This window comes from Chitinophagales bacterium (assembly GCA_013816805.1).
GTDB lineage: Bacteria > Bacteroidota > Bacteroidia > Chitinophagales > UBA10324 > MGR-bin340.
Window position 1 is genome coordinate 84,973 of record JACDDS010000013.1, and the last position, 25,166, is coordinate 110,138.

Here is a 25,166-nt window from a genome sequence, read left to right on the forward strand (position 1 = left end):
AAGACTGAGCGCATACGTCTGACGCAGCTACTTCAATAATTGATTATTTAGAAACAATTTTTGGCTCCTGAAAAAAGCTATCCTCCAGTGCACTATTGGCTTTAATACTGTCAATCTTTATAAAGCTTGAAAATGACTGGCCCTGGTAGTTGGCTTTATTTTCAATTGTGAAAGGCATCAGCACACCATTCACCTCTTTATAGTCGCTTAAATTGGTTTCACTCTCTGTTTCACTGCCATCTTTGGTCTTCACCTTTTGCTTCAATCCAAGTAATAGATTGGATTCTTTATCAATAAAATAGCTATACTCGTCCCCTTCTTTCGAAGTAAGCTTCAGCTTATAGCTCTGGGTGCCGTTGAAATCTTCATCCCCAATATAATCCACCTTATAGCCCTTCTTCGCATAATCTACCAAAGGCCCATCAATGTCTGCCTGGAATTTTACATCCTTCAATTCATCGGCATTCATCTTTTCCACTACATCCCTTCCCTGGAATGGATTATAGTCCCAGCCATCAGTCCCGTTAAATACCTGCAACCCTGTCTTGCCCTGGAAGGTAAATTCAGTACGCATCATATCAGGACGTTTCTGATACATTATACCTGGAATCTCAGTTCCTCCCTGGTCGAGCTTGCCGGTTTGTTTGATGCTTTGAATTTTCTGTACATTCTCTTTCCCGCCAATAGCGGTTAAGTATTTATTTATAATGTCATCGGCTGTCTGTGCTTTTGCCTGAACAATAAACAGCATGATAAAAATGGAACTCAGGGAAACTATTTTCTTTCCAGCTTTTAACAAAAAATTCGCAAGATGTTTTTTCTTAATGGTTGTCTTCGACATGATTAATGTTTTAGGTTGAAATGATTCAGAGTTTGTTTACCTGGTATAGGTCGTTATATAAACTGAAAAAGTTACAGCAATATTCCTGCAATACTGATTAAGTCATATAGTATTTTCGACTGATGACCGGTGTGCAAAGATGAATGAATGATTTTTAATTCTGAAATGATTTGTCAAGAAGTAGAGTGCACTGGCAACCCTTATCCCTTAAACCTGCGGTTGCCTGAAAAGAAAGAACCCGCGCTGGCTTAATTGGAGTAAAAAACATTGCTGTCACACTTAGAAATGCGTGCAAAAGTTATTACATACTTCATCGCCGTGGGAGAGCTTGCGATTCCAGCCCGGAGGGATTCTGGAATCGTGCTTCTTTTGCATCATCTTTTCTTTTAAAGAAACAATCATGTGAGAAATTCACACAAACAATGATGAAAATGGAGGTTACATTAGGGTAACCAAACATCTCCATCATGAAAGAACAGGTCATCACTTTTGAGCAAGTAATTGAACGAGGCTGTGGAATGGATGTTCACAAAGACACTATAGTAGCTCCGTTTCGGGCATTAATATAAAGACTCAAACAAGGACTTTTAGTACCTATACCAATTCACTTTATCAATTACGGGAATGGCTCAAATCATTACAGGTCACCCATGTAGCAATGGAAAGTACAGGTATTTACTGGAAACCAGCATTCAATATTCTTGAAAGTGATTTTGAGATTTTATTGATCAATGCACGTCACATTAAGAATGTACCCGGGCATAAAACTGACAAGAAGGATAGCGGCTGGATTGCAAAACTTTTATTGAGTGGCTTACTCAAAAGCCAGCTTTATTCCTCCTCGTGATATACGGGAGTTAAGAGATTTATTTCGTTACCGAAGAAAACTCATTAGCCAATCCACAGCCGAGCCTAATCGCTTCGAGAAAGTATTACAAGATTCTAATTTTAAAATGAGCACGGTTATTAGTGACATTTTCGGAGTTACAGGAACAAAGCTTATTGATGCACTACTGCAGGACAATTATAATTTTGATGAATTGATCGAACTGTGTCATGGTCGGATTAAAGCTAAACAAAGCGAGCTGAAAGAAGCCCTTGTGGGTAAATTTACCTCTCATCATAAGTTTATGCTCCGCACCATCCGTATGAATATGGATCATATTAAACAGCTAATAAAAGAGCTTGATGCATACATAAATGATCAAACCAAACACTATACTTTGGAAATAGAACTGTTGCAAACCATACCTGGAATAAATAAATTAACCTCTATAGGATTGCTGGCAGAAATCGGAGCTGACATGAATAAGTTTTCAACAGAACAGCATTTAGCCTCATGGGCCGGAATGTGTCCGGGTAATAATGAAAGCGCAGGTAAAAAAAAGTAGTGCCATCCTAAAAGGAAACCAGCATCTCAAACCGTTGCTGGTTGAGTCGGCCTGGGCAGCCTCACATGTAAAACAATGTTACCTGCGCAGGAAATATGAAACCCTTATAGGCCGACGAGGAAAAAAAAGAGCATTATTAGCTGTAGGTCATAAGATACTTTGTGCAGCATACTACATTTTAAAAAATCATGAGAGCTATAAAGAACTTGGATATGATTACCTGGATCAACGAAGAAAAAAAATCAGATACAAAGCTATTTGGATAAACTTAAAAACCTCGGTGTAGAATTAGATATTAAAGCAATATCATAAAAAGATAAAGGAGATCGACACTTACTGAAGGAAGTTTTATCTTACCTCGATAAAGAAACTGACCCTAACCGCTAAGAACAAACAATTGTTGCCTCGAGCACGCAGAAGAAATTTTTTAACCTTAGCGATTACAGATTATTTTTAATTCAACCTCTCAGTGTAATTATTTTCAGAAGAAAGTAACAGGAAAAAAATGTTAAATCATTACTGTATCGAAACGCTTGTTGAGAGAATATGCTTCGCTTACCCTTCAGTTCCCTAAAGGGAAAGAGCTCGCGCTGGCTCGATTTAAGTATACAAATCGTATGGAAGAATGCTCCACTAACGCAGTACAGTATTAAATCGCTAATTTTAATTTCATCCAAAAATCCCACAAAACAATTCCTGCAGCCACCGCTATATTAAAGCTATGCTTAGTCCCGAACTGCGGTATTTCAATAGCCCGATCCCCCAATGGAAATAAATTACTCTGAATTCCCTCCACCTCATTCCCGAACACGAGTGCATATTTTTTTTCTTTGGATGGAAAAAATACATTGAGAGAAATGCTTTGAGTTGTTTGCTCAATGAAACAAACTTCATAACCCTGCTGCTTTAACTCTTCCAGAGCATCGTGTGTTTCATGAAAATATCTCCAGGGCACTGAGTCGCTGCTCCCCAACGCCGTCTTCATCACTTCGCGGTTAGGAGGGGTAGCAGTAATGCCGCACAGGTACAGGGTTGCAACACGAAATGCGTCACCTGTGCGAAACACAGAACCTACATTATGCCCGCTCCGCACATTATCCATCACAACTACAACCGGCAGTTGCAATAAGTTTTTATACTCATCCACGCTCATTCGGTTCAGCTCTTCCATTTCTAATTTTCTCATAGTAAAAGGCAGCACGGTAAATTACTATTTTTGTCCATGGCTCAATTTGTCACTTGAAAGAATCCAATGAAATAAAAGAAACCCCCTTGATGCTGCAGTACAAGCGCATCAAGACCAAATACCCGGACGCCTTGCTGCTGTTCCGTGTAGGTGACTTTTACGAGACGTTCGATACCGATGCCGTCATCACGGCGCAGGTGCTCGGCATCGTGCTCACGAAGCGTGCAAACGGCGTGGCTGCATATGTTGATCTTGCGGGATTTCCCTACCATGCGCTCGATACGTATTTGCCGAAACTCGTTCGTGCAGGCTATCGAGTTGCCATCTGCGATCAGCTCGAAGACCCGAAGCTTACCAAAACTATTGTGAAGCGCGGCGTAACCGAGCTGATAACACCGGGCGTTACAGACAACGATAAAATCCTCGATAACAAAAGCAACAATTTTCTCTGCTCCATTCATTTTGAAGAGGACACCATTGGTGCCGCCTTCCTCGACATCTCCACAGGCGAACTTTATGCCGCCCAGGGAAATTCCGATTATATAGATAAGCTGTTACAAAGCCTTTCGCCGTCGGAAGTTATCTTTTCGAAAACCAGGCAAAAACAATTTAAACAATTATTTGGGACAAAATTTTATACCTACGCAATCGACGATTGGGTCTTTCAAACGGACTATGCGCATGACCTGCTCACCAAGCACTTTGAAACGCAGTCGCTCAAGGGATTTGGTATTGCTGAAATGAAAACCGCGATCGTCTCGTGCGGCGCTGCATTGCACTACCTGCAGGAATCGGAGCATCCGAATATCACTCACATCACCTGCATCAGCAGGATTGAGGAAGAGCGCTACGTCTGGCTCGACCGCTTTACCATCCGCAACCTGGAGATACTTTCCAGCAACAGTGATGGCGGGAAATCTTTACTTCAGGTGATGGATGCTACCATCTCTCCCATGGGTGCGCGCATGCTGCGCAAATGGCTGGTGCTGCCGCTCAAGGAAATTGCAGCGATTGAAGAGCGCCTGGAATTTGTGGAGCTGCTGATTAAAGACCCTGAATTAGCGAAACAACTGTCTATCGCGGTCCGGCAGATCGGTGATCTGGAGAGGCTGATTGCAAAAGTGGCGCTGGGAAAGATCAATCCCCGTGAAGTGGTCCAGATACGGCGCGCCCTGCAGGCCATCGAGCACATTAAGACTATCTTTTCACAGCGCTCCGAAGATCCATTTCAGAAGATTGCAGATCAGCTTAATCCGTGCTTAATTATACGTCACCGGATAGAAAAGGAAATGCGGGAAGATGCGCCTCCTGTTGCAGCCAAAGGCGGAATCATTTCTGCGGGTGTTTCGGAGGAGCTCGATAATCTGCGGAAGATTGCCCACTCGGGGAAAGATTATTTATTGAACATCCAGCGGACGGAGCAGGAACGAACTGGCATCACCTCGCTAAAGGTTTCTTTCAATAATGTCTTTGGATATTATTTAGAAGTTACGAATGCACACAAAAGTAAAGTCCCGGCTGAATGGATACGCAAGCAAACGCTGGTGAATGCAGAGCGGTACATCACACCCGAGCTGAAAGAATATGAGGATAAGATTCTCGGCGCCGAAGAAAAGATTTTATCGCTCGAGCTCCGGTTATTCGAAGCGCTGGTAATGGCGCTGAAGGACTTTGTGCCGCAGGTGCAGCTGAATGCACAGGTGATCGGGAAACTCGACGTGCTGCTTTGCTTTTCACATATTGCCCTGAAGAATAACTACACGCGTCCGCAGCTTCACGATGGCTATGCGCTGGAGATAAAAGGCGGCCGGCACCCGGTGATTGAGCAGCAGCTTGCGCACGATAACACCTACATCGCCAATGACCTCTGTCTCGATGAAGAGGAGCAGCAGATCATCATCATTACGGGACCAAACATGGCGGGCAAGTCTGCATTTATCCGGCAGAATGCACTGATTGTTTTGATGGCGCAAATGGGGAGCTTTGTTCCGGCGGCTTCTTCACGGATCGGGATCACGGATAAGATCTTTACGCGTGTAGGCGCTTCCGATAATTTATCGAGCGGCGAATCTACTTTCATGGTGGAGATGACGGAGACAGCGAGCATCCTGAACAATATCTCTGATAGAAGCCTGGTGATCCTGGATGAGATTGGAAGGGGCACCAGCACCTATGACGGCATCTCCATTGCCTGGGCGATTGCAGAGTTCCTGCACAACCATCCGAAGGGAAAGCCGAAGACACTCTTTGCTACACATTACCACGAGCTGAACGAGCTGGAAAATAAGTTCGAGCGGATAAAGAACTACAATGTTTCGGTGCGGGAATCTGCAAACAAGGTGATCTTTCTGCGGAAGCTGCAGCGCGGCGGCAGTGAGCATAGCTTCGGCATCCACGTGGCGAAGATGGCGGGCATTCCGCAGGAAGTAGTGAACCGCGCCAATGAGCTGCTCGAAGAATTAGAGCAAAAGACCATTGCCAAAAACCTGCAGCAGAAGATCCGCAGGCTGCCGAAGAACAACATGCAGCTAAACCTCTTCCAGGTGGAAGATCCTAAGCTGGCAAAGCTGAAGGAATGGCTTCGGCTGGTAGACCCAAATACGCTCACACCTATCGAGGCCTTGATGAAGCTGCATGAGATGAAGGATAGGATGGGGAAATAGGGACTGGAAAGTGCAGTTCAACCCCCCAGAATGGTACAAACAATTTGCACGGTCAACCGACCTATTGTCTATACAGTTGAATTTAATTTGAAGCCCTTGCTGCCCAAAACGGCTATGTAGAAGTCCATGATCCATTAAAAACAGTGCCGTATGCCTCATGAAATTTCAAACGACATTAACCGAATCTCATCCGCCATGGTGTTGCATTAGCGAATCCATTTCCAAAAGAACATATTAACCACAAAAAAACCTTAGTACCTTAAAACTAATGAACATTGAAGAAAAAGAACTAGAAATATTTTTTGATATACCAAAGTCATTTGAGATTCAAAATATTAAGCCGTTAATTCATTTAGTCGGTTTATATTTCATTTTCACGAAAAATACACAGATACAATACCCATTTAAAAAGTCTCGACTGATTTATATTGGAATGAGTGAAAAGAAAACAAATAGTATAGGTAGCAGATAACAGAGCATTTTGGAGGGAAATCAAAAAATATTGGATTAAGTAATTACCGGAAAGTCGATAGCCTATTTTTTACTTTTATTCCATTTGAAATGTTGAGGAAGTTTTGGGTCTTCAATATTGAGAATCTTGAAGCATATTTTATATTTGATTTCGTTGATAAATACGGCATATATCCAATCTGTAACAACAAATCAGGATTTGAAATATTAGGTAAGTTTGTTAATGCAAAATTGGTTATTGATTGGAATTATTTTCAATAAATATTACAATTATGAATGATTCTATTAAAAGCGGCAAGCAGGTCATTGATGAATTCTTTTCCGAAATCTACAATGTAGAAAATGCGGATGAAAGCACCGTTGATATACTTGTTTCTCTGTATGGCAAGAATAAGTTAACAGATACTAATCTTCAAAATGCCCTTGATGATTTATTGCAGAAAGAAGTTGACAAAATCGAAAAGAATGAAAACGAAAATTAAAGCTTTAAGTCTTAAAGGGATAAGAGGCATTCGTGAAAATTTTTCAATGAACTTGAATGGAAACTCCATTTTAATATATGGGGATAATGGAACAGGAAAAAGTTCATTAACTGATGCAATGGAGTGGCTTTACTATGATCAGATACAACATCTTTCCAATGAAGAAATTGGAAGACATAAAGGAAAAGATGCGTTGAGAAATATTGCTTTTAGCATAGCAGAGGACAGGGCGGTCTCAAGACATAGATATTTTATACATCTTTAAAATGTATTACGGTAAAAACACCTTGCGCATTGGTTTCATAGTATCGGGCACTTGAATGCGGATAGTCCACGTAATCTTTTACAAGCATTTCACTTTTTAGAGACTGGATTGCGATGCATATAATATAGTTTCTGCATCATCATTTCATCACTTAAAATCTTTTTAGCATCAAACGAATCTTTCAATACCTGGTGAAGCTTACCGGTTTTCCAGTCACACGGCACAACATTCTGCTTTAGTAAATCCAATGATTTATTTCCTGCTGTAACTTTAACCGTTTTACTATTTCATATGCCATAAATCTTTTTCTATTGGTTACCCTTTGGTTTAACTGATGATCTGTTCCGGTGTAAAAAATAATGAAATGCACATGATTTGGCATAATTACATATCCTGTTATCTTGTATCTAAATAAATACATAATATGGAACCAATTATATACCTGGTCAAATGCATTGGTAAGTGAAAAAGAGGCAACCACCGGTTGCAGGTAAAGGTGCAGAAATAAAAAGTATCACTACCTGTATAAAGTCTCTTTACCGACATTCAAACGTTTATAATAAATTTACTTGATCAGAGTGTCGTAAACAAGTTTCGCCCTGTCCTCAAGCTCATCTTAATTGCTTCCGGGAGACAGGGCGAGGGTGTAAAGAACTACAACGTTTCGGTTCGCGAATCTGCAAATAAGGTGATATTCCTAAGAAAGTTACAGCGCGGCGGCAGTGAGCACAGCTTCGGCATACAAGTGGTAAAGATGGCAGGCATTCCTCAGGAAGTTGTGAACCGCGCCAATGAGCTGCTCGAAGAGCTCGAGCAAAAGACCATTGCGAAAAACCTGCAGCAGAAGATACGAAGGCTGCCGAAAAACAATATGCAGTTAAACCTGTTCCAGGTGGAAGACCCCGAGCTGGCAAAGCTGAAAGAATGGTTGCGGCTGGTAGATCCGAATACCCTAACAGCTATAGAGGCATTGATGAAGCTGCACGAGATGAAGGATAAGATGGGGAAATAAAGCCTGGAATGTATTATAACACGGACGAACCCATTTGATATTGCACTTAATTCATAGATAAAAAGGACTTTGAAAAGAAGTAACATTCTCAACTTTATTCTTGGCTATCGCTCAATGCTTGACTGCTGTTATCTTCAAAAGGTTCGAGCTGGAAGCTTTTCGTTACTATACCGCAGTAATTTGAGCAAAAAACCTACTCAACTATTTTAAATATACTTCCCATGTTTTGGTAAATAAATTAATTTCCCTAAATTTGGTAAATTCTTAAGGCAACACCTGGGTTTTTATAATAGCATAAATGATAGTATCTTTTAACAACTCTTATCTTCAAAAAATCTATGAAGGTAAGCAGGTGGCTGGTAAACCAAAGTACAGTAAAGAGGTTATACTGAAGTTTAAAAAAACGGTTTTAATGCTTCAGAATACTGAAAGCATTAAAGAATTAAGAAAATTCAGAGGACTAAATCTTGAAGCTTTGAGAGGTGACTATAAAGGCTTTTTTTCAGTGAGAGTTGATTTACAATACAGGTTGATCCTGAGTATTGAAAAAGAACGAATAGTGCTTACAGACATATTGATAATAGAAGACCTGACGAATCATTATCAATGATAAGATGCTATTAAATTCAGCAACATTTAAAATAAAATATTATGGCAGATTATAAAGTTGTCAATTCCCGTGGAAAAGAAATTTATACTGATGTAAATCTTCACCCGGGTGAAATCTTGCAGATGGAATTAGCAGCAAGAAATATTAAGAAAGCTGAATGTGCTGAATTACTTGGAATAAAGCCCGGGCATTTCAGTGAATTGTTGCATGGTAAAAGGCATGTAAGTGCAGCTACTGCTATTAGGTTGCAAAAGCTGTTAGGTATTTCCGCCGAATACTGGATGAGGATTCAAGTTTATCATGATTTATTTATAGAAAGAAATAAAAAATCAGAAGCCGCTTAAATGACAAAAGAAATTAAGAACATTGATTTATTTCTTGAGGGTGTAAGCGATAAAAATATTGTAAAAGGATTTTCCCACGATTTTTACAATTCCCCTGCAAGGTTTCTCCGAAATTTGTTTGAGAAGCAATTTAAACTTTTTCTCAACCAGAGGATTTGATTATGGATCCTTTTTGTGGGAGGAGGAACTATTTTAGTAGAAGCCAGACTTCTGAATAGAAATTCCATTGGATTTGATATCAGTAGCCTGGCTACTTTCATAACCTGTACTCAATCTGTTGACCTTCCTAAATTATCAAATAGAAGAATTTATTTATAAACTGACTTAGAGATAACAATATTATTTAAAAGAACGATAACTACACGAAACGACGCGAACCATATAGAACTTTTGAGGATTTGAAAATTTACACGTACCACTTAAAAGCTCAAGTTTAATTGAATCATTAAATTATTACCATAAAACATACCTTTTTTTACAGTATGCATGCGAAACAAATTATCCTGAAGAATCCGTAACAAATGAGTAAAATTCTTTTCTGGTCTTTTTCAGTAGCCCTTGCCGGGCTCCTCTTTGGATTTGATACCATTGTGATTTCAGGCGCGGATCAAAAGCTGCAGGAGCTATGGAACACGTCTGATGTTTTTCATGGTTTCGTTGTCATGGCATCTGCTTTATGGGGCACTGTAGCAGGAGCCATAACAGGCGGAATACCTACTAACAGGTACGGCAGAAAAAATACGCTTATCGCAATTGGTGTCCTGTACTTTGTTTCTGCGGTTGGCGCTGCCCTTGCCAATGACCCATATACGTTTGCCTTTTTCAGATTTATCGGTGGGTTGGGGATAGGCGCTTCAACCATCGCTGCCCCGGGCTATATCTCAGAAATTGCACCTCCTCAAAAAAGAGGACGGCTCGTGGCGATGTATCAATTGAGCATTGTGGTCGGTATTCTCACCGCATTCCTGTCTAACTACCTGCTGAGAAATGCGGGTGAACAACCTTGGAGATATATGATTGGGGTGGCGGCTTTTCCTTCATTCATCTATACGATTGCCGTACTGTTTATCCCAAACAGTCCGCGATGGCTTGTTATAAAAGGCAGGGTTGCAGAAGCAGAGAAGGTTTTAAAGATGATTGGCCAGGACAGTGATATAAATTCATTTACAGTGGAGAGGCCCCGGGAAGCACTCAGGAATGAAAATATTTTTATGAAGAAATACAGGCCCGCACTGTTGCTTGCATTCTTCATTGCATTCTTTAATCAGCTCTCCGGAATCAATGCAATCTTGTATTACGCACCCCGAATATTTGAGGAGGCCGGAATAGTCAGCAGCTCTGCCCTGCTGAGCAGTGCAGGGATTGGTTTCATCAATGTTTTATTCACGTTGATTGGCATGGCATTAATAGATCGCCTTGGCAGAAAACAACTGATGTACATTGGTTCATTCGGATACATCCTCTCACTAACGCTTGTAGCACTGTCTTTCTACTTTGGATGGAAAGGTTTTAGCGTATCTTTTTTTCTTTTTGTTTTCATCGCAGCACATGCCATAGGACAAGGCACCGTCATCTGGGTATTCATCGCAGAAATATTTCCGACACATTTACGCGCACCGGGTCAATCCTTCGGGTCATCGGTTCACTGGGTGCTGGCAGCAGCCATTCCATCACTTATTCCTTTTCTGTTTTCTACCGTCGGCGCAGGAATCGTCTTTGCCTTTTTTGCCATCATGATGGTCGGTCAATTACTCTGGGTCAGATTAAAAATGCCGGAAACGAAAGGAATTAGTCTCGAAGAAGTGAGCAGGAAATTAACCAAATAATTGCACCCTTTTACCAAGCTTGTATTGAGCTTGTCGGCGTGCTAGGGTAAGAGCTGCGGAAGATCAATTTCTCAATAGGTTTCGAAAGAGAAGTCCATTACTTGTTACTGGTCCCCAGCTTTCTAAAATAATTACCTTGCCCTCATGAAACCAGCAAGAAATCTTCTCATCGGAATGATCCTGGGAGCTGTGATGGGATGGTTCCTTGGCTTTCTCCGCCTGCCGTATGTAGAAGTGAACCCTTCCTTTCTCATGGGTTTCACCGCATGTGTCGCACTGGTATTACTGGTACTCACCCTGTTATTTGCCTGGAAGAAACATTCGTTCCTGCTCCGCCTGATTGGCGGACAGCCTGTGCAGCAGGATCCAAAAACAGCAAGCCGGACTTATGCCATCATTTGGATCGTAGTTGCTTCTTTCATTGTAGCCGGCGGATCCATCAGCAGTTTTTTAATTTACCGTCAGAGTAAGCTTTTTAAGACTCAAATTCTGAAACAGAATAAGAAAATTCAGGAGCAATCGGAGTTGATTGAGTCCGTCAGAAAAAGCAACATGATCTTTTTCATGAGTAACATCCTGGATAATACGGAAGAGGAGTTAAAAAAAACCGGCACAGTGAGTGAAGCCATCATTGCAAGAATAGCAGCGCTCAGTTTTTCTTTTAAGCCCTATAAATATTTAGAAAGTGACAGCCTGTCAGAGAAAGCATTTAGTCCTGAGAAAGGACAGCTATTAATGGCCTTGATTCTGATGAAAATGGATTCAGGTTCTTTTGCCAGAATAAAACAGCGTGCATCTTTTGCCGGGGTTGATTTGAGCGGTGCAGATTTAAAAAATGCAGACCTGAGCGGTGCAAATTTGAGCGGTGCAAATTTAAAAGATGGAGACCTGAGCAATGCAAATTTGAGTAAGGCTGATTTAAAGGATGCAAATCTGTGGGGGGCAAATTTGAATGAAGCCAACCTAAGCAAGGCTGATATGAAAAGGTCGGATTTGAGGTGGGCTACATTAAATGGAACAAACCTGCAATTCGCTAATATGGATGGCGCGCAGTTGATAAGTGCTCAATTGATAAAGGCCGACGTACGTGAAGCATCCATTCAATGGGCCGATTTGGAAGGGGCGCTCTTAACTGAGGCCAACCTGACAAGGGTGAATTTTGTGGGCGCAGAACTGAGAAAAGCAGATTTGAACAAGGCTGATTTAACCAGGACGGATTTAAGAAGTATCAATTTAAATGAAGCTAATTTGCTCGGAACGGAGTTAAACAAGGCATTAGTCGATTCAAATTGGATTCAAAAGGTCAATGAATGGCGATTAACTGGTGTAAAAGAAATTCAGAACGGCTACAGTATTGTAAAAGATTCTTTAGATCAGTGGAAACATCCTATTTGCCGTTTAAGAAAGATTGAAAATTAAACTACATTTTGTCTTTCATAACAAACTTTGGTTAACACTTACCTGGAAGTACGTTGAGGTCAATAAACCATATGAACTTCGGCTTCTTCCGCCCGGCAGGATAAATTGATTTAATGAATTCATTCCCAAATATTAATTTATAGTGTTTAATGGCTAAAGCCGATCAATTAAATCTAATGCAACCCTGTACTGAAGCACAGAGCAAAAAGCTTTCGCATGGTGTTTCCTGATATTTTTCAAAACGACTTCCTATTCATCACCGCATTCATCTTCCTCGAAAATTTAGTCACTTGTTCATCTTCAGGTTTGAAAGGCTTAAAACCAATTTGCAGGGCCCAGCTGTAATAATGCTGCAGGTCATTCAGATAGTTTGCTACTAGCTCGGGCTTCCACCATGTTTCCCGGTTAATATTATACTTGACCTTTAGTTGTTTACCAATTTGCTGTCCCCATTCATTATTGATTAAGTCCACATAATTGTCAACCGGTCCTTCGTCCAGATCGCCGATTTGCTTTTCTGTGAACTTTCCGAGTATCAATTCCGGATGGTAATACCGTTCATGTATGTCGCCGACAAAATCCGCCAGCTCTTCTGAAAAGCACGAAGTAATGAATGCCTGCGCCGTAATGTGATTAAACGTGTTGATATAACCTTTTTCAGTTGTGTCTCTGGAATTGGCGAAAGCCAAATCTGCTGTATTGATATTACGGAATGAAGCCTGAGCCAGGCTAAAAAAAGCTACATCACCCTCTCCAAATAAGTTGGGTCTGAACCGTGCCAGGAGAAAGACCCTCTCCAGATCTTTTCTGTTACTTACTGCATATGGCGAACGGAAAATGATACTAAGGTGATCCCAGAAATCACCATCTCTTGCAGCGGCGATGTCACCCTGGCTTATACCGGACGCCAACACATTTACAACCTCCATTCCATTACTGCAGTCTCTTATACAAACCTTTGAATTTCCATGGATCGTGCTGTCTGTGTCGGCGTTGTCGTTGAAATATTCAATGCTAATGACAGATTTTAATTCGTCGAGAGATTTAAATCTGCTACCAAGTAATGCTCCTCTTACTGTACTATAGATGGTGCTGTCAGCAGAGGTGTCACAAGCACAGATCCGTACATCATTGATGGTAGTATGTTGCAACCGGCTACAGCCTATGCAACAGAGTAACAAAAGCACAATCAGAAACCGGTTACTATTCAGTGTACACATTTACAATCTCAATACAGCCTGGTCATTGTCAATTTTCACATTTTCTGTATTATGCAAAATCAAATACTTAGGCTTGCTATCCCCGTTTATGATCACTGAATCGATATTCAGGTTGCGAACATCGTCGAAGACAAATGCCGGCCTGTAATCTGCGGCGTCAATGCTGAGCTTAATATTTTTCATGCTCAGCCCATTCATATGCCTCACATAAAACCCCCAGGCCGGCAATTCACCAAACATAGAAAACTCGGGGTAGCCGGCTTCCTTTTCGGGAACCTGATCCAACCGTGAGAGGGGCATGCTGGCTAAACCGTTATTACCTTTTCCCGGATAACGGATTTCAATGTTCTCCAGCGTTACATTTTCCACCGGGTGTCCGGGAATTCCTGTAATCGATGAAGGGAATATGTTATGGAAAAATGGCAGCTCCGGCCCCCGGATTTCGTAGTCGTAATCGGGGCGCTCAAAAGCTATATCCACTTTCATATTTTTTATGGCGACATTTTTTAATACCACGGCAGTTCGGGTTTTTTCTCTTTCTCCCAATCTGATAAAGATGGCATTTCCTGTATTCACGGCTTCTATATGATCAACCAGCACATCTTCAAGGAAACCACCATCCACACATTCGATGGCGACTGCGGACCGGAAAGTGTCATATACTTTGATCTTCTCTATAGTCACATTTTTAAACCCACCCAGTGACTTTGTCCCGAATTTGATGGCGCTGGCGCTTGAGCGTACGGTACAATTGGCGATATAAATGCTATCACAGTAATGATTTACGGATTCCGATTTCAGACAGATGCCATCGTCCGCAGCATTGATATAGCAATTCGTAATACGCACCTGGTGACAATCCACGATATCAATGCCGTCATTGTTCCAATACGCATCGCTGTTAACGTGAACACTGTCCAGGATAATATTAGTACACTGGTAATAGGCCTGTACCCAGCACGCCGCATTCAGAAGCATCACATTTCTGACTTTGATATTTGTACACCGTACAAACTCGATGAGCTGAGGACGTACCAAATACGATGGTCTTCTTTCTACCAAATTATAATACGCACTATCGAGCTGACCGGCATAAAAAAGACTATCAATATTGAGTGCTAAGCGGCGACCCTGACCATCTATTTGCCCATGGCCTGTAATAGCGATATTGTTTTGACCGTCTGCCAATATGAGAGCTAACCACCGGTTCAGTTTACTATAATGATCAGGATTTGTGCTTCCGAGCAGAACAGCTTTTTCCGTCAAATGCAATTCAACATTTGACTTCAAAATGATGTTTCCGGTTAAAAAAATTCCTTCAGGTATTATCACCTGTCCTCCACCTTTTTTAGATGCCGCATCAATAGCTGATTGAATAGCGGAGGTATTCATTGTTTTTCCATCTGGCACCGCACCAAAATCAACAATGTTGTAATCCTTTGCAGAAAGGATATGTTGGTTGAAAATAAGAAAGCAGAAAAGAATTACTAACCGCATTATTCCAATATTATTTTTCTTGTCGCCAAGTTACATTCGCTCTCTATCCTAATAATATAGAGACCTTTCTGTAAAATTGAAATATCAATCTCTTTGGTCTCTGATGTTTGCGTATGAATTGCATTTTCAAAATTTGCTGATAACATTAACTGACCAAGTGAATTAAATACTTCAAGAAAAATTGTTTTTGATGTGCTCGCTCTAAAATTGAAATTTAATTTTTTTGTAGCTGAATTAGGATTAACGCCAATCAATTCAAAGCAACTATTGGCAGCAGATGCTTCTTGGATAAATGTTCCATTGTCATTTTTTAATATTACTCCAACACCAGAACCTCCTACAGCATATCCAACCGTATCGGTCGGAAAAAAAACCTCATCCAACGCTTCAGTTGTAAAACTCAGGTCATCTGACCATGTTACACCGCCATCATTGGTCTTTATGATAAAGGCATATTGACCTGTGGCGTAATTTCTACCTACGGCATATCCGGTTAAAGTGTCAAGGAAGAATATGGAGTTGACTCCATAAGTATTTGTAATGTTATTTTGAATCCAAGTTGTTCCGGTATCAATTGTCCTAGCAAATAGACCTTCTTCCCCCATTGCAAATCCCTTAGAAGTTATAGGAAATGAAATATCGGACACGCAAGTGTATCCAAGCAAGGCAGTTAATGTCCAAGTAGTTCCCCCATTTATAGTTTTATAAATTGCTGGGAACTCTGGCCAACCGTAATAGTTAGTTACGCACCCGACAATAAATCCAGATTGATAGTCTATAAAAGTTATCGATGTAAAAATGCTACTGCTACTAAATTGAAGAGTCCAATTATTGCCCTCATCTGTCGTCTTGAAAACTTCGTGGCCAGCAGTTATGAATCCAATATTCGAATCAAGGAAATATATTTTGGTGATCATACTCGTAGTATTAGAATTAAGAAGTTGCCAGTTGTTTCCTCCATCAGTAGTTCTGTAAACTTTACCATTGTCTCCTCCAATAAATCCTATGTTATTATTCAAAAAGAAAACAGTGCGGAGTTCAGGCATTGTGTCTGTATAGCTAATGTTCCAATTTGCTCCACCATCTATTGTTTTTAAAATCATTCCTGTAGGTTGTGAACCATTCCAATATCGTCCGACAACAAAACCATAGTTCTTACCGATAAAATAAGTTGAATGAAGCCACTGAGCTGTCGAGACAGGAGTGATGTCTGCCCATTGTCCGAAAGCTGTGATGGAACAAAGAGTCAGTGAAAGAATGGTAGAAAGTTTTTTCATTATTCAGTTAATTACTTGAAATTAGTTTGAATTTACGATATGGTTAAATCGCATATCGTCACCCTATCTGGCTCAATCATCCGCTTGAGTCGCTCAAAAAAAAGTGCATTTTCTATTCCTCATGCGGACGCACCATAGTATCCTTCGGAACAAATGTGATATCAACAAATTTCATTTTACCATTCGGTGCGATTTTTACCATTTGCGATTCAACAGGCAGGCTTCAATTTCATTTCTCCCGATTCTAATTTTTTCAAAATGACTTTGTGTTCCTGAAAGGATTTGCCTTCCAAATCTTTTGCGATTTGTTCTTTTACATTCTGGAAGAAACCAACGGTATCGAACTTCTTACTTTTGCATCTTCATATCCCCTTAAATTAAAAGTGCATTTTCTGTTCCTCATGCGGACGCACCACCGGGTCTTTAGGCACAAAGGTGATATCAATAAATTTCAATTTACCATTCGGTGCGATTCTTACCACGAGCGATTGATATGGTTTGAACTCAAATTTATGCCGGATAGCTTTTCCGTTGATGTTGATCGTGAGTTCACGAAAGACGGATTGCTTCATGAGCGACTGTCCTGAATAAACAGGGTACGTCAAATCCTTCGAAAGCGGTTGTGACAGGAACAGGTAGTGCGTACCATCGTTCTCTACCCGGCACCAATATTCCGGCAAACTATCTCCCTGAATCAAAGGAGGATGTTGAACAACTTTCTCGAATTTTTCGGAAACATTATTCAATGAAGACAACTCTTGCAACATTTTAGAGTACTCCTGAGATTTAATGAAGCCGGGTTGCTTGGGCTGGCGCTTCATGCAGACCGGCAATCCTTCTTTTGCAAATTCTAAAACTTTTTTCAATGCCCGCACATCCATGTAGTCAACATCAATGTAAAGGACAGAGAATGCTGCATCTCCAACCGTCAATCTCCCCCCGCCAACCGCGGTGCCTGCCCCGCCAACAACGGGGTGATATTTCGCTTCCTCTAAAAAATACCTATTGATCCAAATGGGGTGATAACCCTGTGTTTCTTCGGGAAAATACACGTATCTTAATTCATATTCACCCCAGACCCATACACGTTGCCGTTCCGGAGGATATGCGCCTTTCATTACGCCGTCTTCATAGGGAATATACACAGCCACATCAGTATATGTTTTTCCTTTTTGCAGAAAAGCGGAAACTTTTTCGATATACGAATTGAATGCAGGCAACTCCGGTGTCAGGCTTCCGTTAGGTCCAAAATAAGTGGTGGCAAAGAAATCAATGGAATCAGAGCCAACCGGATTATACGGCATGCCGTGATAAACAAGATGATTGATTCCCTGCGCGAATAAAGCATCGGCTACCATTTTCAGGTCGGCGGTTTGTTCCTTCCGAAGATAGGTCGCCGGAAATCCATACATGCAGGTAAAAGTCTCGCTCGATACAACGTTTTTTGAAGCGAGGCAGGCAGACGAGCTCACAATCCTACCATAGCGCGGGTTGTTTAACATCGCTTCTGTTTCCGGTATATCCGCAAGCGAATAGAGCGTCATCACATCGGCAGGCGCTCCCAGGCACTGAACTTTTGACCATGTTCCCAGCTCCTTGCATTTTTCCACGAAGGGTTTGTAATATCCGTTGGTGACATAATCATCTAAATGCAGCATGTAATCGTAACGAACATCGGGAAAGGAATCAAGCCCGGCTTTCATGTAAGGAATTATGTCGTACCCGAATTTTTCACGAAATGTTTTTTCAAACCCTTGCGTCCATATTTTGTTCGTTGCATTCAGCTTAATCTCCCATGAATCGGTGAACAGCGCAGATTTGGATCCTTTCAGCGCACCGCTTAGCGCATTGACCATCGGTCCTGCGTAGATTTTAAATGCTTCGCTGTCGAGATGATTGATCACCCATTGCGTATCAGGATAAGTCCACGCGTAGGTGAGCGACTGCCGGAAAGTGGTATCACCATAAATCTGTGTGCTGTGTGCTTTATCAATATAAGTCGCGGCAATAATCCAGGCACTGCCGAAGGTAAAATCGCATGAGAGTCCAATTGAATCAGCATATGATTTTGCAAACGCTACCACAATTGACCATTCGGGGCTGAGCCATTTTTGCGCAGAGGTGTCTTTGGGATAATGGCGGTTATATTTGTCAGTATACATTTTCTGATACCGGTATAAGGGATACAGCCAGCAGATTTCAACGCCACCAAAATTCATTTTCTTCACCCAATCGAGCTGGTGCTTGATATCCGGTTTTCTTATCTCCGTTGCGAACCACCACCATCTGACGAAGGGCTTGGAAGTTGGGTAATATGAAATAGCTTCAGTAGCGGGCGCAGAATTTTGGTTGAAGCTGCCGAACAATCCCAGCGCCATCGCACAGAGAAAAAAAATGGAGAGGCAAAATTTCATTACACGCAAATGTATACAGAAGTCGTATTTCCTGAATAGAGGCTTGTGCCATGAGGAAAACTCTTGCAATGATTATATCGAACGAACTCTGACTCTTCCCGGAGTTACTGTTACAAATAAATTCTCAGCAGGAGTTACATAATCACTAAGAAATTTCAGGAGCACCGGTTCAATTTGGGAGTAGCGCGGCTGATCATACCTAAGGAGAATTACAGAGAGGCTTTTAACACCGTAAGAAAATATAAGCTCACCAAAATCTTTGTCTTCTGTAATTAAGCAACCATTTCTTGAGCGAACAAACTCTGCAATTTCACGATCAGAGATTCCCGGTTTTTCATCGCGAATGGAAAACACTTCGAAGCGCTTGTCGCGAAGCAATTCAATCCAGTATTGTTCAAGGTTCTCATCAGCAATAATCATTGTGTGATGATGACCTCTTCATTGGCAACCATGTCGGCTGCGAATTCAAGAGCCGCCTGTATTTGTTCCCTCGTGAGATGAGGGTAAGCTTTCAGCAATTCGTCAATTGAATAACCACCTGCGATTTTCCTGATGATGAGTTCTACAGTAATCCGTGTTCCTTTAATTATCGGTTTCCCGAGCATCACTTCCGGATTGCGCTCTATTAGCTTGTGATTTTCCATTTCAATCGAATTAAGAATCGTAAAGTTAGAAAAGAATTGTTCGGCGAACTGGCTCTTGCACCCACACGGCACAAAAGGCTCGGGCAAGATAGAGAGCAATCAACTCTAGCGAAAATCATTTTAATTTTGAAAATATGAAAACTGATGTCATCAATATTGATTCAGAAATCCTCGGAGGCACACCTGTATTTAAGGGAACACGCGTTTCAAATGAAAGTTTATTTGATAATCTTGAAGCAGGAATGTCCGCTGGAAGAATTCCCGGATGATTTTCCAAAAGTAACAAAAGACCAAGCATTGGCTGTGCTCGACATCGCAAGCAAAATAGTTTCATCTGCGAAAGCAAAAGAATGGTATGAAGCCTTTGCTTGATGAGAATCTTCATAAAAGAATAAAGCAACTCCTGAACGAACATGATGTTTACACGGGTGCAGGAAAAAGGCTGGGCGGGAATTGCAATTTTTCTAATCGTATATTTCTTCCTGCATGCAACCTAACTTCATCAGAAAACTCAAAACGCTACTATTCATTTGCCTTGGTACAGGTTTCGCGGGTGTGATCTATCAACTCATCGGCGAACAGCGCCTCGATTTTAATAGTGTATTGTTGGGATTCCCATTAGGTCTGGTCTTTGGCTTTCTGGAATTATTTCTGTTCCCGAAGGCTGAAAAAAGGTTTCGGCAATGGTCCTTTACAAAGATGCTTGTATATAAAGCCATGCTTTATACTGCTGTCATTTTTTTTGTGACGGTTTCCATGGCGATTATAGCAGGTTTATCTGAGGGCCGTAAAATGAGTGAACTCCCAATCTTTCTGAAGTCTATGAGCCTGTTGGTATTAGTCCTTTATGCCCTTGTGGTTTACAGCTTCCTTGTATTCTTTCTGCAGATCAATCATTTGCTTGGAGAAGGTGTTTTATGGAAATTCATCCGTGGCAAATACCATCAACCCCGTGAGGAAGAAAGGATCTTCATGTTCCTTGATATGAAATCATCTACAACGATTGCAGAGCAACTGGGGCATGTCCGTTTCTACACATTGCTAAATGAGATCTTCCACGAGATATCACAACCGGTACTTCAAACTAAAGCTGAGATTTATCAATATATAGGAGATGAAGTGGTTCTTACATGGGAGGTGGAACATGGCCTGGAGAACTCGAATTGCCTGAGAGCTTTTTTCATGTTCAGGGAACGCCTTCTCAGAAATAGCGGGAATTACCTCAAAAATTTTGGAGTAAAGCCGGAGTTTAAAGCCGGATTGCATTTTGGAAAAGTTATAAGTGCCCAAATTGGTGACTTGAAACGGGAGATTGTATATAATGGCGATGTGCTTAATACAACTGCAAGAATTCAAAATGAATGCAATAAATATCAGCGTGACTTTCTCGTTTCCGGCATTCTCATGAACCGGATCAAAGAAATGAATGGTTTTCAATGGGAAAGAATAGATGCCGTAACACTTCGCGGCAAAGAAACAGAAGTAGAGCTTTTCAGCGTGATGGAGGCGGTTCGCCCGATGCTGGGTGAAATAGGTTAGATAGGAATTCACGTAAGCTTGGTTTTGCAAATTACCGCATGCACTGCACCCAACTATGAATTGAATTCGCGCAGTTTCTATGACTCAAACAAGTGTCGCCGACCAACAACCCAAGCGCAAGCAATTTGTCATTCATTAATGACTACAAATCAGACAAAAAAATTGAAATGCCTTCCGTTTTTTCTTCAAGAAATTTTCAATGTTGTGATTAGCGACTTATACTCACTTCTTCATGTTAGACGTTAGGGACATTAAGGGCGGGAGGGACTGAAGGAAATCATCCCTGAAATAACATAATACCTTTGCAAAAACTCCGTGAAGTGGTGATGATGAAACAGGTTCTGAAAAGAAGAGAATTCCTTCTCCTTGCTGCGGCTGCAGGCTCGCTCCTTCTTCCTTTCAGTTTTCCTGTTTATAGTAATGCGGCTGCACCGAGTGATCGCATTCTGAAATACATCAGGGATTCAATCGGCAAAACATTGCGACCGCATTCTGACGTTGACCCTTTAGGAAAAAGTATTCCGCTTCCGTATGACTTCAACGTACCATGCATCAGCATTCATTTTCAAAACCTGTTTTACTACGATACCTATTTTCTGAATCGCGGGTTGATTGCGCTCGGTGACATTCGCCAGGCAGAAAACAATGTGAACGATGTACTCTTCCTCGTGGAGAGCCTTGGGTTCATGCCAAACAGCAATCGTCTCGATATGACCAATCGCTCACAGCCGCCTTATCTGTGTATGATGGTTAAAGACGTTTATGCGGCTACAGGAAATAAGGAGTGGCTGAAAACGGCTTACCCGCTCATCAGCAAGGAGTATGAATTCTGGAACACAAAAAGGAGTACGACGTACGGATTATCTCGCCATCATCACGATGCGACACCGGAGTATCTCGCCAATTTTTATGAGCATCTGAAAAAAGTCCGGTTGCCACTCAATGCAACTACTGATGAAGAAAAAATTTCCATTGCCGGTCACCGGCTGGCAGAGGCCGAAGCAGGTTATGATTTTACTCCGCGGTTCGACGGCCGCTGTTCTGATTTTATACCGGTCGATCTCAACAGTAACCTCTATCTCTATGAAGTCACAATGGCCGATTTTGCCCGAATACTGGAAAACGGGGAAAGTAAATTATGGGTTGCCCGGGCGACGGAAAGAAAGAAACGGATCGATGATCTCTTGTGGAATGAAACCCGGGGGCTGTATCTTGATTACGATATGGAAAATAAACGGTCTTCGAATGTCACTTCGGTTGCAACATTTCAACCATTATGGGTCGGATGCGCTTCCATTGATCAGGCGAACAGCGTGAAAGAAAATTTAAAACTCTATGAATACGCTCACGGTGTGGTGCCTTGCGAAGCAGGCACGCATGATTTCACCTATCAGTGGGATTATCCGAATGCCTGGCCTCCTCATGCATTAATCATATCCGAGGCACTTTCTAAGTATAACTATGAAGATGATGCTGACCGCATTCGTTCGAAATATGTGAACACTGTTTATGCTGTGTATAAATCAACCGGCACTTTGTGGGAAAAGTATAATGCCGTGGAAGGAAATCTAAAAGTCAATGAAGAGTATAAAACGCCTCCTATGATCGGATGGACTGCCGGAATTTATGCGCATATGAGAATTGTAAAGAACACCCGGTTGCAATAGGTGGTAATGTAGTTACTAACTTTAGCAACGAACTCACCAACCAAATAGACTTGAGTTCTTAAGTAAGTCAATTGTATAATATTTACATAAGACAATGAATTATGCAGTCTGCAATCATTCATGCAAGAGCATGTTAGCCACAAACCTATGGCAGCAATGCGAAATTTAAATGCTAAGCAATCACGAACACCATTAAAAACAATACGAAAAGAGAAAACTAACTGTAAAAATATTGACATTCATACCATGACAGGTTACAAAACTTATTGCTAGTGGTAGTAAAAGAAGTGTATCGTGGTGTTCAGCATATTGCTTACAGCACAAGCATTACAAACCTTGATAAGATTATTTCCGATTTTGGGAGTGAAGGCTTTTCTATTATACGCCGCTTCGATACGCCAATAGCAAAAATTGTGTTTTTTAATACACGAAAAAAGATTGGTTTTTACGGAAATAATGGGCATTAACGAAGAAGGTGAAAAGGCTGTGCAGAAAATGAAAAGCGGAAGCGCATAACTATTATGAGTTTAACTGTCGATGAATATGGAATGTATTCAAAATAAATAAAGAAAATATAGCTGAGAGCGCCTCAAGAGAACAATTAATTTTATAATGAAATATAAATTAAACACAAAGGCAGACACACATTATTTAGACTAGCATTCAATAAAGAAGCATAAGCGCACAAAAAGAGTACTTGCAAAATGTCGGCAGACGGTATGCGGCTCTAAAGCAATTTTCAATCAAGCTTTATATCTTTAAGCAGGGTGATGGTAGTTCTATTGCGCCACGTTGTACCACTAAACGTTGTACGCAATTTAAAAAAGAGCTTTGGATAAGCTGGTGTAATAAACGGTATTCACAAAGTTAAAGACATGCGTATATTCTGCCATTTATGGAAATTATACGCTGCAAACTTGGTCCGTGTTGCGTAAAATAGATGTTAGCGGTCATTGTAAAAAGGCAGTAACAAATCATAGACAACAATAAAAAAAAGAACTGTATGAAAAAATTAATTTCATTTATGCACATATCGCTTGACGGTTTTGTAGCAGGGCCAAACGGAGAAATGAACTGGATTAAAGTTGATGAAGAAATTTTTGATCATGTCGGTAAGCGGATAGGAGAAACCGACACTGCATTATATGGACGGGTAACTTATGAGATGATGGAAAGTTACTGGCCTGCCGCAGGAGACGAGCCGAATGCGAGCAAGCACGACATTGATCATTCAAAGTGGTATAACAAAGCTCGCAAAATTGTTTTATCCAAAACAATGAAAGACGCGGATTTGCCTAACACAACAATTATCAGCGACAATCTTTCGGACAGAATAAATGAAATAAAACGACAGGCAGGTAGCGAGATCCTGTTTTTTGGTAGCCCAACAGCAACACATTCACTTATTCAACTGAACTTAATTGACGGCTACTGGCTATTTGTTAATCCAATTATTCTTGGACGAGGCATTCGATTGTTTGTAGACATCAAAGACAAAATAAAACTAAAACTATTGACTACCCGGCGATTTACTTGCGGAGTAACAGAACTAAATTACATAGTGGACAGACAATAACAACGAACCGCTAACAGCGCGTCTGTGCCAATAGTGTAGTGGTAATCGAAGGTCTGTGCATCTAAAAAACTTAGTGCTAAACGGACAGGAAGGTGCTTCTAATCCGATACTGCACATACACGCAATCCGTTAGCGGTCATGCTAAAAAATGGACACGACAATTAGCTATATACAAAGAGAACATACAATTGTTGATACTAGCGGAAAACCGATACTGATTACAAAAGGGAATGAAATATTTTAAAGGGAAAATATGTGGGTAACTGAATCACTATGGTTTGAAATAGCTATTGTAAGTATAGTATATGCATTAGGCAATATACTAATGGGGCATTTTGAAGAACGGACACCAAAATCAGAAGAGTTGGAAAGTACATTTTAACGCTTTTAATTATTTGTGGAATTTCCGTTTTCTTTGGTAGAGCAGTATCAATAATATTACTTGCAAGTATCATTATTCCGGTTCTATACATTCATGCCTATTATTTGTCAAAGAAAAAAGGAATAAATGGTTGGACTGGAGAGCCTAAAAGCAAATATTATGAGTTTCGTAAGTGGGATAAGGACATATTTTCAAAGCGACAAGACTAAAAAAACAGAAAGCCGAATCACTAACATCGGTATGGCAAAGGCGGGCTGACGTGCTTCATAGAAACATTTGTGCAAGGTTCAGCATTTGTGCTTCGAATGAACATTAATGTGTAAAAGCTAACATTTAATCTGACAGACAGGGATTAACTTAGAGTTGAGTTAACACAATTCATTAACCCCTAAACTGTCAGAAATGAAAACTGAAATCAAGTTAGTAAAAACAAAATTAGG

The 25,166-nt window shown here is 41.0% G+C and carries 20 protein-coding genes and 2 pseudogenes; 14 read left to right on the forward strand and 8 right to left on the reverse strand.

Annotated elements, in window-relative coordinates; genetic code table 11:
- Nucleotides 1-43: 43 nt before the first annotated feature.
- On the reverse strand, nt 44-841 hold the full coding sequence (locus tag H0W62_11840; protein MBA3649220.1) for an outer membrane lipoprotein-sorting protein: 798 nt from the start codon (nt 839-841) through the stop codon (nt 44-46).
- A 467-nt stretch (nt 842-1,308) separates the two neighbouring features.
- Between H0W62_11840 and H0W62_11845 the strand changes: the two are divergent.
- Nucleotides 1,309-2,544, forward strand: a pseudogene (locus H0W62_11845) (IS110 family transposase).
- 337 nt (nt 2,545-2,881) lie between these two features.
- Here H0W62_11845 and H0W62_11850 read toward each other — a convergent pair.
- A complete protein-coding gene (locus tag H0W62_11850; GenBank protein ID MBA3649221.1) occupies nt 2,882-3,418 on the reverse strand; it encodes an RNA methyltransferase in 537 nt (178 codons plus the stop codon).
- Between the two features lie 89 nt (nt 3,419-3,507).
- On the opposite strand from H0W62_11850, the gene mutS reads away from it, so the two are divergent.
- From mutS to H0W62_11890, 8 genes are all read left to right on the forward strand, one after another.
- Nucleotides 3,508-6,081: a DNA mismatch repair protein MutS gene (gene mutS, locus H0W62_11855; protein MBA3649222.1), complete on the forward strand. Its 2,574-nt coding sequence runs from the start codon at nt 3,508-3,510 to the stop codon at nt 6,079-6,081.
- A gap of 743 nt (nt 6,082-6,824) precedes the next feature.
- Nucleotides 6,825-7,034 (forward strand): hypothetical protein, encoded by a 210-nt coding sequence (locus H0W62_11860; GenBank protein MBA3649223.1) that lies wholly within the window; start codon nt 6,825-6,827, stop codon nt 7,032-7,034.
- A complete protein-coding gene (locus H0W62_11865) occupies nt 7,018-7,299 on the forward strand; it encodes an AAA family ATPase (protein ID MBA3649224.1) in 282 nt (93 codons plus the stop codon). Before H0W62_11860 ends, H0W62_11865 begins: the two co-directional genes overlap by 17 nt.
- Before the next feature lie 544 nt (nt 7,300-7,843).
- Nucleotides 7,844-8,311, forward strand: coding sequence for a hypothetical protein (locus H0W62_11870; protein ID MBA3649225.1), 468 nt, complete (start codon nt 7,844-7,846; stop codon nt 8,309-8,311).
- 298 nt (nt 8,312-8,609) lie between these two features.
- The gene (locus H0W62_11875; protein MBA3649226.1) at nt 8,610-8,921 is read left to right on the forward strand and encodes a type II toxin-antitoxin system RelE/ParE family toxin; all 312 of its coding nucleotides are present in this window, start codon (nt 8,610-8,612) and stop codon (nt 8,919-8,921) included.
- Nucleotides 8,922-8,962: 41 nt separating this feature from the next.
- Nucleotides 8,963-9,265 (forward strand): HigA family addiction module antidote protein, encoded by a 303-nt coding sequence (locus H0W62_11880; GenBank protein MBA3649227.1) that lies wholly within the window; start codon nt 8,963-8,965, stop codon nt 9,263-9,265.
- A 521-nt stretch (nt 9,266-9,786) separates the two neighbouring features.
- The gene (locus H0W62_11885) at nt 9,787-11,091 is read left to right on the forward strand and encodes a sugar porter family MFS transporter (GenBank protein MBA3649228.1); all 1,305 of its coding nucleotides are present in this window, start codon (nt 9,787-9,789) and stop codon (nt 11,089-11,091) included.
- Between the two features lie 144 nt (nt 11,092-11,235).
- Complete coding sequence (locus H0W62_11890; protein ID MBA3649229.1) at nt 11,236-12,510, forward strand: pentapeptide repeat-containing protein; 1,275 nt, start codon at nt 11,236-11,238, stop codon at nt 12,508-12,510.
- A 236-nt stretch (nt 12,511-12,746) separates the two neighbouring features.
- Here the strand turns inward: H0W62_11890 and H0W62_11895 are convergent, their stop codons facing one another.
- From H0W62_11895 to H0W62_11920, 6 genes are all read right to left on the reverse strand, one after another.
- The gene (locus H0W62_11895; protein MBA3649230.1) at nt 12,747-13,661 is read right to left on the reverse strand and encodes a hypothetical protein; all 915 of its coding nucleotides are present in this window, start codon (nt 13,659-13,661) and stop codon (nt 12,747-12,749) included.
- 69 nt (nt 13,662-13,730) lie between these two features.
- Complete coding sequence (locus H0W62_11900; GenBank protein MBA3649231.1) at nt 13,731-15,227, reverse strand: glycoside hydrolase family 28 protein; 1,497 nt, start codon at nt 15,225-15,227, stop codon at nt 13,731-13,733.
- The gene (locus H0W62_11905) at nt 15,227-16,504 is read right to left on the reverse strand and encodes a T9SS type A sorting domain-containing protein (GenBank protein MBA3649232.1); all 1,278 of its coding nucleotides are present in this window, start codon (nt 16,502-16,504) and stop codon (nt 15,227-15,229) included. The genes H0W62_11900 and H0W62_11905 overlap by 1 nt, the downstream gene beginning before the upstream one ends.
- A gap of 377 nt (nt 16,505-16,881) precedes the next feature.
- Nucleotides 16,882-18,918: a hypothetical protein gene (locus H0W62_11910; protein MBA3649233.1), complete on the reverse strand. Its 2,037-nt coding sequence runs from the start codon at nt 18,916-18,918 to the stop codon at nt 16,882-16,884.
- Nucleotides 18,919-18,990: 72 nt separating this feature from the next.
- Complete coding sequence (locus tag H0W62_11915) at nt 18,991-19,338, reverse strand: DUF5615 family PIN-like protein (protein MBA3649234.1); 348 nt, start codon at nt 19,336-19,338, stop codon at nt 18,991-18,993.
- Nucleotides 19,335-19,562: a DUF433 domain-containing protein gene (locus H0W62_11920; protein ID MBA3649235.1), complete on the reverse strand. Its 228-nt coding sequence runs from the start codon at nt 19,560-19,562 to the stop codon at nt 19,335-19,337. The genes H0W62_11915 and H0W62_11920 overlap by 4 nt, the downstream gene beginning before the upstream one ends.
- A gap of 134 nt (nt 19,563-19,696) precedes the next feature.
- Between H0W62_11920 and H0W62_11925 the strand changes: the two are divergent.
- From H0W62_11925 to H0W62_11945, 5 genes and pseudogenes are all read left to right on the forward strand, one after another.
- A pseudogene (locus tag H0W62_11925) lies at nt 19,697-19,934 on the forward strand (DUF433 domain-containing protein).
- A gap of 114 nt (nt 19,935-20,048) precedes the next feature.
- The gene (locus H0W62_11930; protein ID MBA3649236.1) at nt 20,049-21,101 is read left to right on the forward strand and encodes an adenylate/guanylate cyclase domain-containing protein; all 1,053 of its coding nucleotides are present in this window, start codon (nt 20,049-20,051) and stop codon (nt 21,099-21,101) included.
- 302 nt (nt 21,102-21,403) lie between these two features.
- Nucleotides 21,404-22,768, forward strand: a complete 1,365-nt coding sequence (locus H0W62_11935; protein MBA3649237.1) for an alpha,alpha-trehalase — start codon at nt 21,404-21,406, stop codon at nt 22,766-22,768.
- Between the two features lie 272 nt (nt 22,769-23,040).
- On the forward strand, nt 23,041-23,235 hold the full coding sequence (locus tag H0W62_11940; GenBank protein ID MBA3649238.1) for a hypothetical protein: 195 nt from the start codon (nt 23,041-23,043) through the stop codon (nt 23,233-23,235).
- A 536-nt stretch (nt 23,236-23,771) separates the two neighbouring features.
- Nucleotides 23,772-24,344 carry a dihydrofolate reductase family protein gene (locus tag H0W62_11945; GenBank protein ID MBA3649239.1) on the forward strand — a complete coding sequence of 191 codons (573 nt, stop codon included), beginning with the start codon at nt 23,772-23,774 and terminating at the stop codon, nt 24,342-24,344.
- Nucleotides 24,345-25,166 lie beyond the last annotated feature (822 nt).